The sequence below is a fragment of the Streptomyces sp. NPDC018263 genome (genome assembly GCF_055562575.1).
The window spans coordinates 682,495-696,192 of sequence record NZ_JBVHFA010000002.1; the positions used below are offsets into that span (position 1 = coordinate 682,495).

Annotated in this window: 14 protein-coding genes; 4 read left to right on the plus strand and 10 right to left on the minus strand. The window is 73.6% G+C overall.

Annotated features, from left to right (window positions below; translation table 11 throughout):
• Positions 1-7 precede the first annotated feature (7 nt).
• On the plus strand, positions 8-976 hold the full coding sequence (locus ACZ3HQ_RS08010) for a TAXI family TRAP transporter solute-binding subunit (protein ID WP_467508849.1): 969 nt from the start codon (positions 8-10) through the stop codon (positions 974-976).
• Here the strand turns inward: ACZ3HQ_RS08010 and ACZ3HQ_RS08015 are convergent.
• The 4 genes from ACZ3HQ_RS08015 to ACZ3HQ_RS08030 all read right to left on the minus strand — a co-directional run bounded on the left by ACZ3HQ_RS08015 (position 955) and on the right by ACZ3HQ_RS08030 (position 5,322).
• Complete coding sequence (locus ACZ3HQ_RS08015) at positions 955-2,340, minus strand: HAMP domain-containing sensor histidine kinase (RefSeq protein ID WP_467508850.1); 1,386 nt, start codon at positions 2,338-2,340, stop codon at positions 955-957. The two genes, ACZ3HQ_RS08010 and ACZ3HQ_RS08015, sit on opposite strands and share 22 nt — an antisense overlap.
• Positions 2,337-3,008, minus strand: a complete 672-nt coding sequence (locus ACZ3HQ_RS08020; RefSeq protein WP_467508851.1) for a response regulator transcription factor — start codon at positions 3,006-3,008, stop codon at positions 2,337-2,339. The genes ACZ3HQ_RS08015 and ACZ3HQ_RS08020 overlap by 4 nt, the downstream gene beginning before the upstream one ends.
• 72 nt (positions 3,009-3,080) lie before the next feature.
• The gene (locus ACZ3HQ_RS08025) at positions 3,081-4,433 is read right to left on the minus strand and encodes an MFS transporter (protein WP_467508852.1); all 1,353 of its coding nucleotides are present in this window, start codon (positions 4,431-4,433) and stop codon (positions 3,081-3,083) included.
• Between the two features lie 130 nt (positions 4,434-4,563).
• Entirely contained in the window at positions 4,564-5,322 is a 759-nt protein-coding gene (locus ACZ3HQ_RS08030) for a GNAT family N-acetyltransferase (RefSeq protein ID WP_467508853.1), read from the minus strand.
• A 122-nt stretch (positions 5,323-5,444) separates the two neighbouring features.
• Between ACZ3HQ_RS08030 and ACZ3HQ_RS08035 the strand changes: the two genes are divergently transcribed.
• Both ACZ3HQ_RS08035 and ACZ3HQ_RS08040 read left to right on the plus strand, forming a co-directional pair.
• Positions 5,445-6,071, plus strand: coding sequence for a helix-turn-helix transcriptional regulator (locus ACZ3HQ_RS08035; protein ID WP_467508854.1), 627 nt, complete (start codon positions 5,445-5,447; stop codon positions 6,069-6,071).
• 31 nt (positions 6,072-6,102) lie between these two features.
• Positions 6,103-7,071: a threo-3-hydroxy-L-aspartate ammonia-lyase gene (locus tag ACZ3HQ_RS08040; RefSeq protein WP_467508855.1), complete on the plus strand. Its 969-nt coding sequence runs from the start codon at positions 6,103-6,105 to the stop codon at positions 7,069-7,071.
• A gap of 57 nt (positions 7,072-7,128) precedes the next feature.
• On the opposite strand, the gene ACZ3HQ_RS08045 is transcribed toward ACZ3HQ_RS08040, so the two are convergent.
• From ACZ3HQ_RS08045 to ACZ3HQ_RS08070, 6 genes are all read right to left on the minus strand, one after another.
• Complete coding sequence (locus ACZ3HQ_RS08045) at positions 7,129-7,620, minus strand: peptidylprolyl isomerase (RefSeq protein ID WP_467508856.1); 492 nt, start codon at positions 7,618-7,620, stop codon at positions 7,129-7,131.
• A gap of 200 nt (positions 7,621-7,820) precedes the next feature.
• Positions 7,821-9,065 carry a cytochrome P450 gene (locus tag ACZ3HQ_RS08050; RefSeq protein WP_467508857.1) on the minus strand — a complete coding sequence of 415 codons (1,245 nt, stop codon included), beginning with the start codon at positions 9,063-9,065 and terminating at the stop codon, positions 7,821-7,823.
• Positions 9,066-9,209: 144 nt separating this feature from the next.
• On the minus strand, positions 9,210-9,365 hold the full coding sequence (locus ACZ3HQ_RS08055; RefSeq protein ID WP_135784581.1) for a DUF6131 family protein: 156 nt from the start codon (positions 9,363-9,365) through the stop codon (positions 9,210-9,212).
• 128 nt (positions 9,366-9,493) lie between these two features.
• Entirely contained in the window at positions 9,494-10,567 is a 1,074-nt protein-coding gene (locus tag ACZ3HQ_RS08060; protein WP_467508858.1) for an NAD(+)/NADH kinase, read from the minus strand.
• An 88-nt stretch (positions 10,568-10,655) separates the two neighbouring features.
• Positions 10,656-11,495 carry a CAP domain-containing protein gene (locus tag ACZ3HQ_RS08065; RefSeq protein ID WP_467508859.1) on the minus strand — a complete coding sequence of 280 codons (840 nt, stop codon included), beginning with the start codon at positions 11,493-11,495 and terminating at the stop codon, positions 10,656-10,658.
• A 451-nt stretch (positions 11,496-11,946) separates the two neighbouring features.
• The gene (locus tag ACZ3HQ_RS08070) at positions 11,947-12,792 is read right to left on the minus strand and encodes a helix-turn-helix transcriptional regulator (RefSeq protein WP_467508860.1); all 846 of its coding nucleotides are present in this window, start codon (positions 12,790-12,792) and stop codon (positions 11,947-11,949) included.
• 87 nt (positions 12,793-12,879) lie between these two features.
• On the opposite strand from ACZ3HQ_RS08070, the gene ACZ3HQ_RS08075 reads away from it, so the two are divergent.
• On the plus strand, positions 12,880-13,671 hold the full coding sequence (locus ACZ3HQ_RS08075; RefSeq protein WP_467508861.1) for an SDR family NAD(P)-dependent oxidoreductase: 792 nt from the start codon (positions 12,880-12,882) through the stop codon (positions 13,669-13,671).
• The last annotated feature ends 27 nt before the right edge of the window (positions 13,672-13,698 follow it).

The following is a 13,698-nucleotide window of genomic DNA, read 5'->3' on the forward strand; positions in this document are numbered from 1 at the left end:
TGCCGCGGTGACCAAAGGGCCGATCAGCCGACGCGGGCTGCTGCGCTCCGCCCTGCTGGGCGGACCGGCCCTCGCGCTGCCCGGCTGCGCCCGGGACGACGGCCCGCACCGGCGGCTCACCCTCGCCACGGGCGCCCCCGGCGGGCCCTACCACGCCTTCGGACACGCCCTCGCCGCCGAGGCCGCGCGCACCCCGCCGTACCCGCTCATCGCACCGGTGAGCACGGCCGCCAGCGTGGACAACCTGCGCCGGCTGGCGGCCGGTTCGGCGGACCTGGCCCTCGCCATGGCCGACGCCGCCGAGCAGGCATCGCACGGAGCGGCGCCCTTCACGGCCCCGGCCCGCGTCACCGCGCTCGCCCGCGTCTACGTCAACTACACGCATCTGCTGGCCCGTGCCGACGGCCCGGTGCGCTCCGTGGCCGACCTCGTGGGCCGCCCGGTCGCCACCGGCGCCACCGGCTCGGGGGCTCAAGTGCTCGCCGGGCGGCTGCTGCGGGTGGCGGGGCTGACGGGCGGGCACGCGGTACGGGAACGGCGGCTCGGGCTCGCGGAGTCGGTGGCCGCGCTGCGCCGGGGCACCGTGGACGCCGTGGTGTGGGCGGGCGGGGTCCCCACCCCGGCCCTGTCGACACTCGCCCGGCAACTGGATTTGCGCGTGCTGTCGTTGGAGATTGAGGCGCAGGCGCTGCGGGCCGAGTACGGGCCGGTGTACTCGGCGGTCACCCTGCCGGCGGGGGTCTACGGACTCACCGCGCCGGTCACCACCGTCGGCGTCGGCAACTATCTGCTGGCCCGCCCCGAGGTGCCGGACCGGGACGCGCGGGACGTGCTGCGGGTGGTGTTCGACCGCTGGCGGGTGCTGCTGCGCGAGGTGACCGCGGGCGCGCGCCTGGAACCCCGCTTCGCCGTCGCCACCGGCGATCTCCCGCTGCATCCGGGGGCGGTGGCGTACTACCGGTCGGTGTACGGCTGACCCGGCAGCCACAGCTCCACCAGCAGCCCGCGCGGAGTCCCGGCCCGCACGGTCAGCCGCCCGCCGCTGAGCCGGGCAATCTCGTCCGCGATGGCCAGGCCCAGGCCGGTGCCGGGCACGTTCTGGTGCTCGGGCGCCCGCACGAAGCGCCGGGTGAGCAGCGGGAGTTGGTCGTCGGGGACACCGGGACCGTCGTCGGCCACCCGCACCACCACCTGGCCGTCCCCGGCGACTTCCGCCGACACGGTCACCCGCCCGCCGGACGGTACGAACTTCACCGCGTTGTCCAGCGCCGCGTCCAGCACCCGCCCCACCGCGTCCGGCACCGCCCGCACCCGCGGACCCGGCGGCACGCCGGCCGCGGTGAGAGTCAGCTCCGAGGCGTCGAACACCGGCCCCCAGGCCGCGACCCGGGCCGCCACAGCGCCGGAGAGATCCTGCTCGATCCGCTCGGCGGAACCCGACTCCACCCGCGCCAACGCCAGCAGTCCGTCGAGGAGTTCGGCCAGCCGCTCCGCCTCGTCCAGCGCGCGGGTGTGCTCCTCGCGGCCGGGTCCCGCCGCCAGATGCGGTTCCACGTTCTCCAGTTGCAGCACCAACGTGGCCAGCGGATTGCGCAACTGGTGCGAGGCGTCCGCGACAAAGGCGCGCTGCCGCCCGATCGAGTCCGCGACCGCCTCCGCCATCGCGTTGAACTGCTCGCGGAGGCTGCGGAGTTCGGGCGGGCCGGTGTCCGACACCGCCCGCGCCTCCAGCCGGCCCGAGGCCAGCCGCGCCACCGCCCGGTCCAGATCGCGCACCGGACGCATCAGCCAGCGGGTGATCCCGGCCGCGACCAGGCCCGCCGCCGCGAAGGCCGCGAGCGCGCCGCACGCGATCAGCAGCCAGCGCACGGTCACGTCCCGGCGCGCCGCCCCGGTCGGCACGGCCATCAGCACCGCTCCGCTCACCCGCTCGTCCCGGCCCACCGGCTCGGCCAGCACCAGCCGGCGCGGGCCCCACGGCCGGACCGTCGGCAGCCGCTCGGTGGACCGGCCGGTCAGCGCCCGCCCCAGCGCCTCCCGCGCCGCCGCCGACGGCACCGGCGCCCCCGCCCGCGCGACCGTCCTGCCCGCCGTGTCCGACACCGCGACGGAGGCGCCGTACAGCCCGGCGTACCGGCGGATCTCCGTGGACAGCTCGGCGCGGTCGGCGGGGGAGCGGACCCGGTCCGCGAGGTCGGCGAACCGGACAGCGTCCGCCCGGCGTTGGAGCAGCAGATGCTCGGTGCGCCCGGCCGCATAGGACTCGGCCAGCGGGACGGACAGCAACAGGGCCGCCGCGCCCATGAGCACCATCAGCACGGCCAGCAGCCTGCGCCTCATCGCGGGCCCAGTTGATAGCCGAAACCCCTTACCGTACGCACCAGTTCGGCCCGGCCGGTCTTGGCGCGGATGCCGGCCACATGCACGTCCAGCGAGCGGGACGCGGCGAGGAAGGCGTCACCCCAGATCCGGTCGAGGATCTCCTCGCGGGAGTGCACCTCCTCCGGGCGGGCGGCCAGCATCGCCAGCACATCGAACTCCCGCCGCGTCAGCCGTACTTCCGCCCCCGCGACGGTGACCGTTCGGCCCGCCAGGTCCACCTCCACGTCCCCGGCGCGCACCGGGCCGGGACCGGCGTCCGGGCGTGGCGCCAGGGCGCCGGTGCGGCGGCGGACGGTGTCGATGCGGGCCATCAGCTCGTTCATCCGGAACGGCTTGACCACGTAGTCGTCCGCGCCCGCCCGGAGCGCCTGCACGATGTCCCGCTCCTCGCAGCGGGCCGTCACCACGATCAGCGGTGCCGAGCACACCGTGCGGAGCCGCCTGAGCAGTTCCAGCCCGTCCAGGTCGGGCAGCCCCAGGTCCAGCAGCACGAACTCGGCCTCCCGCACGTGCCGCAGCGCGTCCAGGGCGCGGGCGGCCCGGCGCACGGTGTGGCCGCGCTGGGCCAGGGCCGTGGTGAGCGCCTGGGCCATCCGGTCGTCGTCCTCGACGAGCAGGGCGTGCATGGGAAGTCCTCGTGCCGGGTGCTGACCTGGGCCGCAGCCTATGCGGCGACCCGGGTCCGGTACGGTACCGGGTCAGCCGGCCGTCTTCGCCGGGGCGAGCCCGGCACCGGTCTCCGCGTCGGCCTCGGCCCGGCTCAGCGCCGCGTCACGGGTGTCCGGCATCAGCACATAGGTGACCAGGGAGACCAGCGCGCACCCCGAGACGTACCAGAAGAACATCTGCTCGTGGCCGGCGTCCTTGAACCACAGCGCCACATACTCCGCCGTACCGCCGAACAGGGCGTTGGCCAGCGCGTACGGCAGGGCCACGCCGAGCGCGCGCACCCGCGTCGGGAACAGCTCCGCCTTCACGGCCGCGTTGATCGAGGTGTACCCGGTGACGATCACCAGCGCCAGCAGGGACAGCCCCAGCGCCGACCAGTACGAGTGCGCCGACCCGAGCGCCGTCATGATCGGGTACGTGCCCACCGCGCACCCCACCGCGAAGGTGATCAGCAGCGGCCTGCGGCCGATCCGGTCCGACAGCATCCCGGCCAGCGGCTGGATCGCCGCGAACACCGCCAGCGCGGTGAAACTCACCAGCGTGGCCGTCGACTTGGCCATGCCCGCGCTGCCGATCAGATACTTGGTGAGATACGTGGTGTACGTGTAGTAGGCCACCGTGCCGCCCAGGGTCAGCGCCATCACCAGCCCGGCCTGCCGGCGGTGCTCCCACAGCGCCTTGAGCGAGCCGCGCGCGGTGTCGGCGCCGCCGCCCGTCTCCTCGGTGAACGCCTCCGTCTCCGTCAGCCGCCGCCGCAGCCAGAACACCACCAGCGCGAACACCGCGCCCAGCACGAACGGCACCCGCCAGCCCCAGCTCTGCAACTGCTCCGTGGTGAGGGTGTGCTGCATCGTGATCAGGATCGCCAGACCGAGCAACTGCCCGCAGGTCATGGACACATACTGGAAGGACGAGCCGAGCCCGCGCCGGTTCCGGGCGGACGCCTCGGTCAGATAGGTGGCGCTGGCCGCGTACTCCCCGCCGATGCTCAGCCCCTGGAGCAGCCGCGCCAGCAGCAGCACCAGCGCGCCGAAGTAGCCCGCCTGGCCGTAGGTCGGCGCCACGGCGATCAGCAGGGCCGCGACCGACATCATGGTGACGGTGAGGGTCAGCGCGCTCTTGCGGCCGTGCCGGTCCGCCGCCCGCCCCAGCACCCAGCCGCCGACGGGGCGCATCAGGAAGCCGACCGCGAAGATGCCGGCCGTGTTCAGCAGGTTGGTCGTCGGATTGTCGCCGGGGAAGAAGGAGTCCGCGAAGTAGATCGCGAAGCTGGCGTAGACGAACCAGTCGTACCACTCCACGAGATTGCCCAGCGAACCGCCGATCAGGGCGAAACGGCGGGCGGCGGGGGTCACCGTGGGCGGTGCGGCGGACGCGGACATGGCGGCTCCAGACGAGACCGGACAGCAGGGGACGGGGCCCGCCGTCGTGGGACGCCGGACCCGGATGCCGCCCGAGCATGCGCCGCGCACCCGCCCCGGACAAGGGACGACGCGCAGATCTAACACGCCGCTAAGGAAGCGGCGCGGCCAGCCGCAGATACAGCCGGGTGCCGCCCGGCCGGAAGCCGACCCGCTCGTACACCCGCCGGGAGCCCTCCCCCGAGGACTCCAGCCACACCGACTCCGCGCCCCGCTCGAACAGCACCCCGGCCAGCGCCGAGGTGACGGCCGCCGCCACACCCCGCCCCCGGTACGCGGGCCGCGTGCCCACCCCGGCGAGTTCCGCCGTGCCCTCGGCGGGCGCCGAGCAACTGGCCGCCCCGGCGCAGCGGCCGTCCTCCGCGCGCACGAACCGCACGGCCCCGCCCCGCTCCTGCGTCCGCCGCAGCAGCGACGCCCCGTCGGCGGGCGCGGGGAACTCCGCGCCGAACGCCTCGGTCAGGGCGGCGTCGATCTCCGCGAACTCCGCGTCCGTGCAGGGGGTTTCGGTCGGAGGCAGCCCGGCGGGGAAGGTGAGGGTGGCCGGGGTGCAGACCAGGTACTCGTGCACCGCCTCGGTGGTGAAGCCCGCCCGGCGCAGCGCCGGTTCCACCTCCGGTGCCGCGTCCGGGGCGAACTCCAGCCGGGGGAGCAGTCCGCGCTTCTCGAACTCGCCCACCAGGGCGGCCACTTCGGCGTCCGTAGGGGCGATTCCGGGCAGCGGGGTCGCGTAGTTGACGTAAGGGCTGGCCGTCGCGGGGTCGAAGCCCGCCACGAAGCCGCCGGTCCGGACCGGCTCCGGGCGGCGCAGCAGGTTGGCGGCGGCGAAGTTCTGCACATCGAGGGGCACGGCACCGCACGCTGCCACAGCGAGTCCGCCCGGCCAACCGAATTCGGCCCTGGTGCCCGGGCCGGTGTAGAGGTATCGTCCAGAACTGGAAAACCCGTCCAGCGGCTACGGAGGCGGTGCCGGTGAGTTCCGAGGACGAGCATCTGCTGGCCGAGGCCGAGAAGGTCGCCGTCGCGCTGGGGCGGATGTTCCCGGGGTTGTGCGAGGTCGTGCTGCACGATCTGCGGGACCCGGACCACGCGATCCGGGTCATCGAGAACAACCTCTCCGGCCGCGCCCCCGGCGACCCCGCGACCGAGCTGGGCCTGGCCCGCATCGCGGACCCCCGCTATCCGGACGTCGTGCAGAACTACCCCAACCGCTTCCCCGACGGCCGGCCCGCCAAGAGCACCTCCATCGGCATCCGGAACAGCGGGGGCGAGTACATCGCCGCCCTCTGCCTCAACCTGGACGTCTCCGTGCTCTCCCCGGTCGCGCTCGCCCTGGCCAACCTGGTCGCCACCGGCACCGAACACGGCGCCGAACCGCCCGAGACACTGCGGGACCGGCGCGCACGGGAGCTGCGCCGGACCGTGGAGGAGCTGGCCGCCCGGCGCGGGGCCACCCCGAGATCGCTGGGCCGGGACGCCAGGCGCGAGCTGGTACGGCACCTGTACGACAAGGGCTGGTTCGACGCGCGGGACGCCGCCCGGACCATCGCCGACCTGCTCGGAGTCTCCCGAGCGACCGTCTACAACTACACCAAGTAAGCGCCCGAACCACACCCTGGGGGACCCCACCATGCCCGCCGAACCGCGCCTCACCCTCGACGACGTCCGCGCCGCCGCCGCCCGCCTGGAGGGCGTCGCGCACCGGACTCCCGTGCTCACCTCGCGCACCCTGAACGCCCGCGTCGGGGCGGAGGTGTTCATCAAGTGCGAGAACTTCCAGCGGGTCGGCGCCTTCAAGTTCCGGGGGGCCTACAACGCCGCCGCGCAGTTGCCGCCGGACCAGCTCGCCAAGGGCATCGCCGCCTTCTCCTCGGGCAACCACGCCCAGGCCGTGGCGCTGGCCGCCCGGGAACTCGGCACCACCGCCGTCATCCTGATGCCCGAGGACGCGCCCGAGTCCAAGAAGGAGGCCACCCTCGGCTACGGCGCGGCGGTCGTCACCTACGACCGCTACACCGAGGAGCGCGCCGCGCTCGGCGAGGGCCTGGCAAAGGACCGGGGGCTGGCGCTGATCCCGCCCTACGACCACCTCGATGTCATCGCGGGCCAGGGCACGGCCGCGCTGGAGCTGCTGGAGGAGACCGGGGAGCTGGACGCGCTGGTGGTGCCGGTGGGCGGGGGCGGGCTCATCGCGGGCAGCGCCGTCGCGGCGAAGTCCCTGTACCCGGCGGTGCGGATGATCGGCGTGGAGCCGGAAGCGGGCGACGACACCAAGCGCTCACTGGAGGCGGGGGAGCGCGTCACCATCCCGGTACCCCGCTCCATCGCCGACGGGCAGGTCCTGCCGAGCCCCGGCGAGATCACCTTCGCCCTCAATCAGCGGCTGGTCGACGCCATCGCGCTGGTCAGCGACGAGGAGATCGTCGACGCCATGCGGTTCGCCTTCGAACGCCTGAGGATCGTCCTCGAACCGAGCGGTGCCACCCCGCTCGCGGCCCTGCTGTCCGGGCGGGTCGAGAACCTTCCGCCGCGGGTCGGCGTCATCGCCTCGGGCGGGAACATCGACACCCGGCGCTTCGCGGAACTCACCGCGGGCTGAGCCGGGCACGGCCGCCGTGCCCCCGGCGTGCGGGGGCACGGCGCATGGCGGGGCGGGTCAGACGGTGCCGCTCGCGGCGACCGAGACCTTGGCCTTGGGGGCGCCGCTGCCGGTACCGAGGGACTCGATGCGGTCCACGATGTCCTGGCCCTCGACGACCTCGCCGAAGACGACGTGCTTGCCGTCGAGCCAGCTCGTGACGACCGTGGTCACGAAGAACTGCGAGCCGTTGGTGTTCGGGCCCGCGTTCGCCATGCTCAGCAGGTACGGCCGGTCGTGCTTGAGGTCGAAGTTCTCGTCGGGGAACTTCTCGCCGTAGATGCTCTTGCCGCCGGTGCCGTTGCCCCGGGTGAAGTCGCCGCCCTGGAGCATGAACTGCGGGATGACCCGGTGGAAGGGGGAACCGGCGTAACCGAAGCCGTGCTCGCCGGTGGCCAGCTCGCGGAAGTTCTTGGCGGTCTTGGGCACGACGTCGTCGAAGAGACGGAACACGATCCGGCCCGCCGGCTCGTCGTTGATGGTGATGTCGAAGTACACGTTGTCGCTCATGTAGATCAACCTACCGTCGCTCGGCCCCGGACGTTCGCCGGAGCGGGTCACCGCGGAGCGAGGGCGTACGGGCCGTCCAGGTCGACTCATGGCATGATGTGCGTCCGCAAACGTCGCTTAGGTGTACAAGTAGGTGCTATTGGCGCGATGTTGACCAGGTCGAGGCGCCTCGGGTGCGCGAGAGCAAACCCCGCTGGGCGCTACCAGGTCACCGGCAGGGTTCGCGGACCGCGAATCAGCCCGTCCCGCTGGAACTCGACCTCCTCGGCCGGTACGGCGAGCCGCAGCTCGGGGAACTCCGTCATCACGGCCTCGATCAGCACCTCGGCCTCCATCCGCGCCATCAGCGCGGCCAGGCAGAAGTGCGGGCCGTGCCCGAAGGCGACGTGCCCCGCGCCGGTGCGGTCGAAGTCCAGCAGATCCGGGGTGGGGAAGGCGGACGGGTCGCGGTTGGCGGCGACGTAGGCGTTGTAGACCACGTCCCCCTTGTGGATCAGATGGCCGCCGATCTCCACGTCCTCGGTGGCGATCCGGGGGATGCCGACGCCGTTGCGGTGCGGGACGAACCGGAAGAGTTCCTCCACCGCCTTCGGCAGCAGCTCCGGCTCCCGGCGCAGCCGCTCGAACTGATCCGGGTGGGTGAGCAGGGCGTACATCATGGAGCCGCTGTTGTTGCGCACGGCGTGCCCGCCGCTGACGTACACGGCCATGGCCAGCGAGATCGCCTCGTCCTCGGTGATCTCGCCGCTCGCCGAGGCCGCCGCCAGCACCCCGGCGAGGTCTTCGCGGGGCTCGGTACGGCGGCGCTCCAGCAGCGCGACCACCCGGCTCCGGGTGTCCTGCCGGGCCGCCCGGTTGCGCTCCTTCGCGTTCGCCTTGGTCAGCAGCGCCTCCGAGTTGCCGGCCCAGTTGCGCCAGTCGTCCTCGTCGGCGCCGAGGAAGGCGCAGACCACGGCGATCGGGAACGGCGTGTACAGGTGCTCCATGAGGTCGCCGGGCGCGCCCGCGCGCCGCATCCCCCGGAGCATCTCGCGGGCGGTGCGCTCGGCCCGCGGCCGCAGCCGGGCCATGCTCTTCGCGGTGAACGCCCGCGCCACCACCCGGCGCAGCACGGTGTGCCGGGGCGCGTCGATGTACTGGAGTCCGGCCGTCTGCGAGGCCACCGTCTGCGGCGCCATCGTCGTCACCGAGCGGCCCAGCAGCTCCGCGCGGGAGAAGCGGGGGTCGGAGGTGACGAAGCGGACGTCCTCATAGCGGGTGACCAGCCACGCGTGGCCCTCCCCGTAGGGCAGGCGGATGCGGGTGACCGGCTCGTCGCGCAGCAGCGAGTCCAGGAACGGGTCGGGGTCCAGCGCGGGCAGGTCCTCGACCAGCCAGGGCCGCACGGGCGGCGGAGGCGGGGAGGACGGGGGTACGGGCTCGACGGACGCGGAGTCGAAGGTCATGGCGGGTCCCTTCTCCAGCAGTGTCCGTCAGCCTCCCGCAGCCCCGTGCGTCCCGCATGCGGGGTTCCGCCACATCAGCGGTCCCCCTGGCGCACCGGAGTGCATCAGGGGGACCGCTGGGGCCGGGAGGTCACCACCGACGGGTCACCAGTAGTGCCGGCGACCGGCGACCGCGTGACCGGTGGCGCCGAGAATCCACAGGACGGCGCCGATCACGGCGAGAATGATGCCGATGGTCCACAGGATCGAGATCCCGGTGAGAAAGCCGATGATCAGGAGTATGACGCCGATCGCGAGCATGGTGTGCCTCCAGCCGTAGGAGTAGTACCTGCTCTTCTAGTGCCCCGATGCGGGACACATTCTCACCCCGGAGCCGGAAACCTGGACATCCATTCGAGCTGCTCCGTACCGCAGGGCGTTTCCGCTGGTCAGTGGTGTGGCGGGGGCTCGTCGGGGGAGCTGGGCAGCGCCAGATGACCCAGGTCGCCGGGTGGCGCCGAGCGCACCGGCCACAGCGGGGCCGCCTGTCCGTCCGCGACCGCGGCGGGGGCGTCGGTGAGGTTCATGCGCTCGCGCAGCCGCCCGTAGAAGTCCATCGGGCCCAGCCGCACCGCCCGCAGCCGCCGGGGCGAGGCGTACACGCCGATCCAGTCGCCGGGGTTCAGCACCCCCCGCACCTGGCCGTCGATGCTGACGGCGGCCTGCCCGGAGCGCTCCAGCACCCGGAACGCGATCGGCTCGTCCGGCGCCGCCAGCACCGAGCGGTCGAACGTCATGTGCGGGGCGACCGGCGTGAACAGCAGCCCCTCCATGCGGGGCGAGACCACCGGACCGCCGGCGGCGAAGCTGTACGCGGTCGACCCGGTCGGGGTGGCCACCAGCAGCGCGTCGGCGGAGTACGAGGCGAGGAGCTGGCCGGCGATGTACACGCCGACCGACACCTGCCGGTCCCGGGTCAGCTTCTCCACGACCACGTCGTTGAGCGCGGTGACGTTCAGGGCCACGCCCCAGTCGTCGCCGACCGCGCACTCCCCGCGCACCCGTGGCGGGGGCAGCATCGGGCCGCGTCCGTAGCGCACCAGGTCCGCCATGTGCGCCGGCACGCCCAGCGGGCAGGAGGCGCGCATGGTGAGCAGCATCCGGCTCTCCACCTCGTACCGGCCCTCGTACACCGCGTCCAGCGCGTCCCGCACGGCCGGGGCGGGCACCTCGGTGAGGAAGCCGACCCGCCCGAGGTCGACCCCGAGCACCAGGGCGTCGTTCTCGGCCGCCAGGCGGGCGCCGCGCAGGAAGGTGCCGTCGCCGCCCAGGGTGACGATGAGGTCCGGGTCGCCCGCGCTGTCGACCTCCTCGCGGGCGCTGTGCCGGGCGCCCTCCTGCCAGACGTCGATGTCGGCACAGCCCACGCCGTGCGCGGCGCACCACTCGCGCACCGCGTCCGCGGCGGCGAGGGCGGCCGGGCGCCCGGCGTGCACGACCAGACCGATACGGCTCACCGTCATCCCGACACCCGCCTCCAGCCGACCCGCACGAGAGCCCCATCCTCACCGGGCGGCGGACACGCGTACGGGACGCCACGCCGCCGGGGTGTCACCGGGCGGTGCCGAAGTCCTGGGTCCAGTAGCTGCCGGGCTGGGCGAGGCCCACGCCGATCTCCTTGTACGAGCAGTTGAGGATGTTCTCCCGGTGGCCGGGGCTGTCCATCCAGCCGGCCATGACCTGCTCGGGCGTCGCGTAGCCGTAGGCGACGTTCTCGCCGTAGGCGCTCCACCGGTAGCCGGCGGCGGTGAGGCGCGAACCGGGGTCGGAGCCGTCGGAGCCGGTGTGCGACATGGTGTTGTGCGCGGCCATGTCGGCGCTGTGGTCCTGCGCGGCCTTGGTCAGCGTGGAGTTGAGCTTGACCGGGGAGCAGCCGACCTTGGCGCGCTCGGCGTTGACCAGTTCCACGACGCGGGCGACATCGCCGGAGGCGGTCGCGGCGGGCTGCGGGGTGCCGGTCGCGGCGGCGGTGGCGGTCTGTACGGGGCCGGGCTGGGTGAAGACCGGGCGCGGCGTGGGGACCGAAACGGGCTTCGCGGAGGCCGGCTTGGCGGTGACCGGCTTGGCGGGCTGGGCGGCCGCGGTGGTCTTCGTCGCCGTGGGGGCCGGGCGCGCGGTGCGGTGGTGGGCGGGCGCCTGGGCGGGTCGGTGGTGCGCGGGACGGGTGCTCGGGGAAGCGGAGGGGGTCGCGGACTCCGTCCGCTTCTCCACCGGGTGCGGGGCGTGACGGGGGCTCTGCTCCGTCTGCCAGGCGGTGGCCTCGGTCTGCCGGCCGGAGTCGTCCTTCCAGTCGACGCAGGCCGCGGCGGCGGTCGGTACGCCCACCGCGCCCACGGCGACGGCGGCTATGAGCACCCGCCGGTACTGCTGGTCCTTGCGGTGCTTTCCCATGCGTGAAACCTCATTCGGTAGGCGCCGGGCGCCGCCGCGCGGCTTCCTCTTGCTGGAACCCGCCTCCCGAACAGCAAAAGACGCCCTGCGAGTCGTCATTCTTAGGACGGTCACACAAGGCGTGCAAAGAGACGCTCGCACTACCGCGCTTCGTAGACCTGGGAGCCCCTTGCCAAGGTCACGCGGGCGTGCCGACCCGGCGGCAACGGCTTCCGACGACTGCTGTGGGGCCGTCAGAACCCCTCATGATTTGCGAAAGCGAGGGTCCTGGGTGGGTGGATCGGCTCCTTCTGAGGACAGCATGATCCAAATACCCGCCAAGACGGACAAAGCGCACTTGTCGTCACGGCTCGTCACCTACTAAGGGGGACCCGTAGGTCACCGGAGCCTGTGAGGGATGTCACGGAGCGCGGACGCCGGTCACGACATCCGCCGGGGACGAGGCGCAGGCTCAGCCCGACACGTCCATCCGCTGGGTCCCCACCACCGACAGCAGGCGGAGCGACTCCTCCGACGCGGAGCCCGGCGCGGCGGTGTACAGGACGAGCCGCTGGTCCCGGTCCGGGACGTGCAGGGCATCGCAGTTGACGGTCAGGGTGCCGACCACCGGATGGCGGAAGGTCTTGGCCAGGGTCGGCAGCACGGACACCTCGTACTCCTCCCAGAGCCGGGCGAACTCCTCGCTGCCCGCCAGGAGTTCGGCCACCAGCCCGGTCACCTCGCGGGAGTCGGGGTAGCGGGCGGAGGCGGCGCGCAGCCGCTGCGCCGAGTCGCGGGCGAACTCGCCCCCGTCCGAGACGCCGTACAGCCCGCCCGGGGACGAGTCGAGGAAGACGCGGCGGATCAGATTGCGGTCGCGGCGCGGGAGCGCGGAGAAGTCCTCCATCAGGGCCGCCGCCAGGTCGTTCCAGGCGAGCACCTCGCCGATCGCCGACGTGACGATGGCGGCCGTTCCCGGCAGCCGGGTCAGCAGGTCCAGGATGCTCTGGCGCACCTCGCGCGGGGGACCGGGCGGCGGGGCCGGGGGCGCCCCGGCCAGGTGGTGCAGGTGGTCGCGCTCGGCGTCCGTCAGCCGGAGCGCCCTGACCAGGCCGGACAGCACCTCGCGGGACGGGCGCGGGCCGCGCGCCTGCTCCAGCCGGGTGTAGTACTCGGTGGAGATGAACGCCAGTTGCGCCACCTCCTCGCGCCGCAGCCCCGGCGTACGGCGGCGCGGCCCGGCGGGCAGCCCCGCCTCGGCCGGCCTGATCCGCTCGCGCCTGCCGCGCAGGAACGCCGCCAGTTCGTCTCGGTCCACGCCTCCAGTCTGCTCCGTACCGGCGACGCCGAGCCAGGTACCGCCTGTGCCTGGATGAGCGGGGCCGCGCGGCGCAGGCTCGACCATATGAACCCCACAGCGAACGACACTTCCGCCACCACCGGGCTGCTCTCCGGCAAGGCCGCCTTCGTCACCGGCGCCGGACGCGGGATCGGCGCCGCCTCGGCCCGGCTCTTCGCCCGCGAGGGGGCGCGGGTCGTGCTGGCCGCCCGCAGCGAGGACCAGCTCAAGGCGGTCACCGAGGAGATCCGCGCCGAGGGCGGCACCGCCGACTTCGTGGTGTGCGACCTGGCCGACGGGAACGCGGTGCGCGCCGCCGTCGACCGGGTCGTACAGCTTCACGGGCGTCTCGACATCGCCTTCAACAACGGGGCCGCGGGACAGGCGCCCGGCCCGCTGGACGAGCTGTCCGAGGACGAGTTCGACCGGCTCTACACCGTCAACCTCAAGGGTCAGTGGCTCGCCATGAACGCCGAGGTGGCGGCGATCCGCGCCACCTCCGGCACCGGGGCCGTCGTCAACAACTCCTCCGTCGGCAGCCTGCGCGGCAACCCCGAACTGCCGGGCTACGGCGCGATGAAGCGGGCCCTGAACAGCCTCACCGAGTCGGCCGCCGTCACGTACGGGCCCGAGGGCATCCGTGTCAACGCCATCGCGCCCGGCAACACGGCCACCGAGATGATGCGGGCCTGGGAGGAGAAGTCGCCCGGCCTCCAGGAGCGGCTCCAGGCGCACACCCCGCTGCGCCGGGACGCCCGGCCCGAGGAGATCGCGGAGGCCGCCGCGTGGCTGCTGAGCGACCGCGCCTCCTTCGTCACCGGCGCGGTCCTCCGGGTGGACGGCGGCGCCCTCACCTGAGAAGGCGGGGCGCCGGGGTCGTGGTCG

Coding starts and splice junctions, on each gene's coding strand:
- ACZ3HQ_RS08015 (WP_467508850.1), bottom strand. CDS start 2,340: ATGAGGCGCAGGCTGCTGGCCGTGCTGATGGTGCTCATGGGCGCGGCG.
- ACZ3HQ_RS08020 (WP_467508851.1), bottom strand. CDS start 3,008: ATGCACGCCCTGCTCGTCGAGGACGACGACCGGATGGCCCAGGCGCTC.
- ACZ3HQ_RS08025 (WP_467508852.1), bottom strand. CDS start 4,433: ATGTCCGCGTCCGCCGCACCGCCCACGGTGACCCCCGCCGCCCGCCGT.
- ACZ3HQ_RS08040 (WP_467508855.1), top strand. CDS start 6,103: ATGCCCGCCGAACCGCGCCTCACCCTCGACGACGTCCGCGCCGCCGCC.
- ACZ3HQ_RS08045 (WP_467508856.1), bottom strand. CDS start 7,620: ATGAGCGACAACGTGTACTTCGACATCACCATCAACGACGAGCCGGCG.
- ACZ3HQ_RS08050 (WP_467508857.1), bottom strand. CDS start 9,065: ATGACCTTCGACTCCGCGTCCGTCGAGCCCGTACCCCCGTCCTCCCCG.
- ACZ3HQ_RS08055 (WP_135784581.1), bottom strand. CDS start 9,365: ATGCTCGCGATCGGCGTCATACTCCTGATCATCGGCTTTCTCACCGGG.
- ACZ3HQ_RS08060 (WP_467508858.1), bottom strand. CDS start 10,567: ATGACGGTGAGCCGTATCGGTCTGGTCGTGCACGCCGGGCGCCCGGCC.
- ACZ3HQ_RS08065 (WP_467508859.1), bottom strand. CDS start 11,495: ATGGGAAAGCACCGCAAGGACCAGCAGTACCGGCGGGTGCTCATAGCC.
- ACZ3HQ_RS08075 (WP_467508861.1), top strand. CDS start 12,880: ATGAACCCCACAGCGAACGACACTTCCGCCACCACCGGGCTGCTCTCC.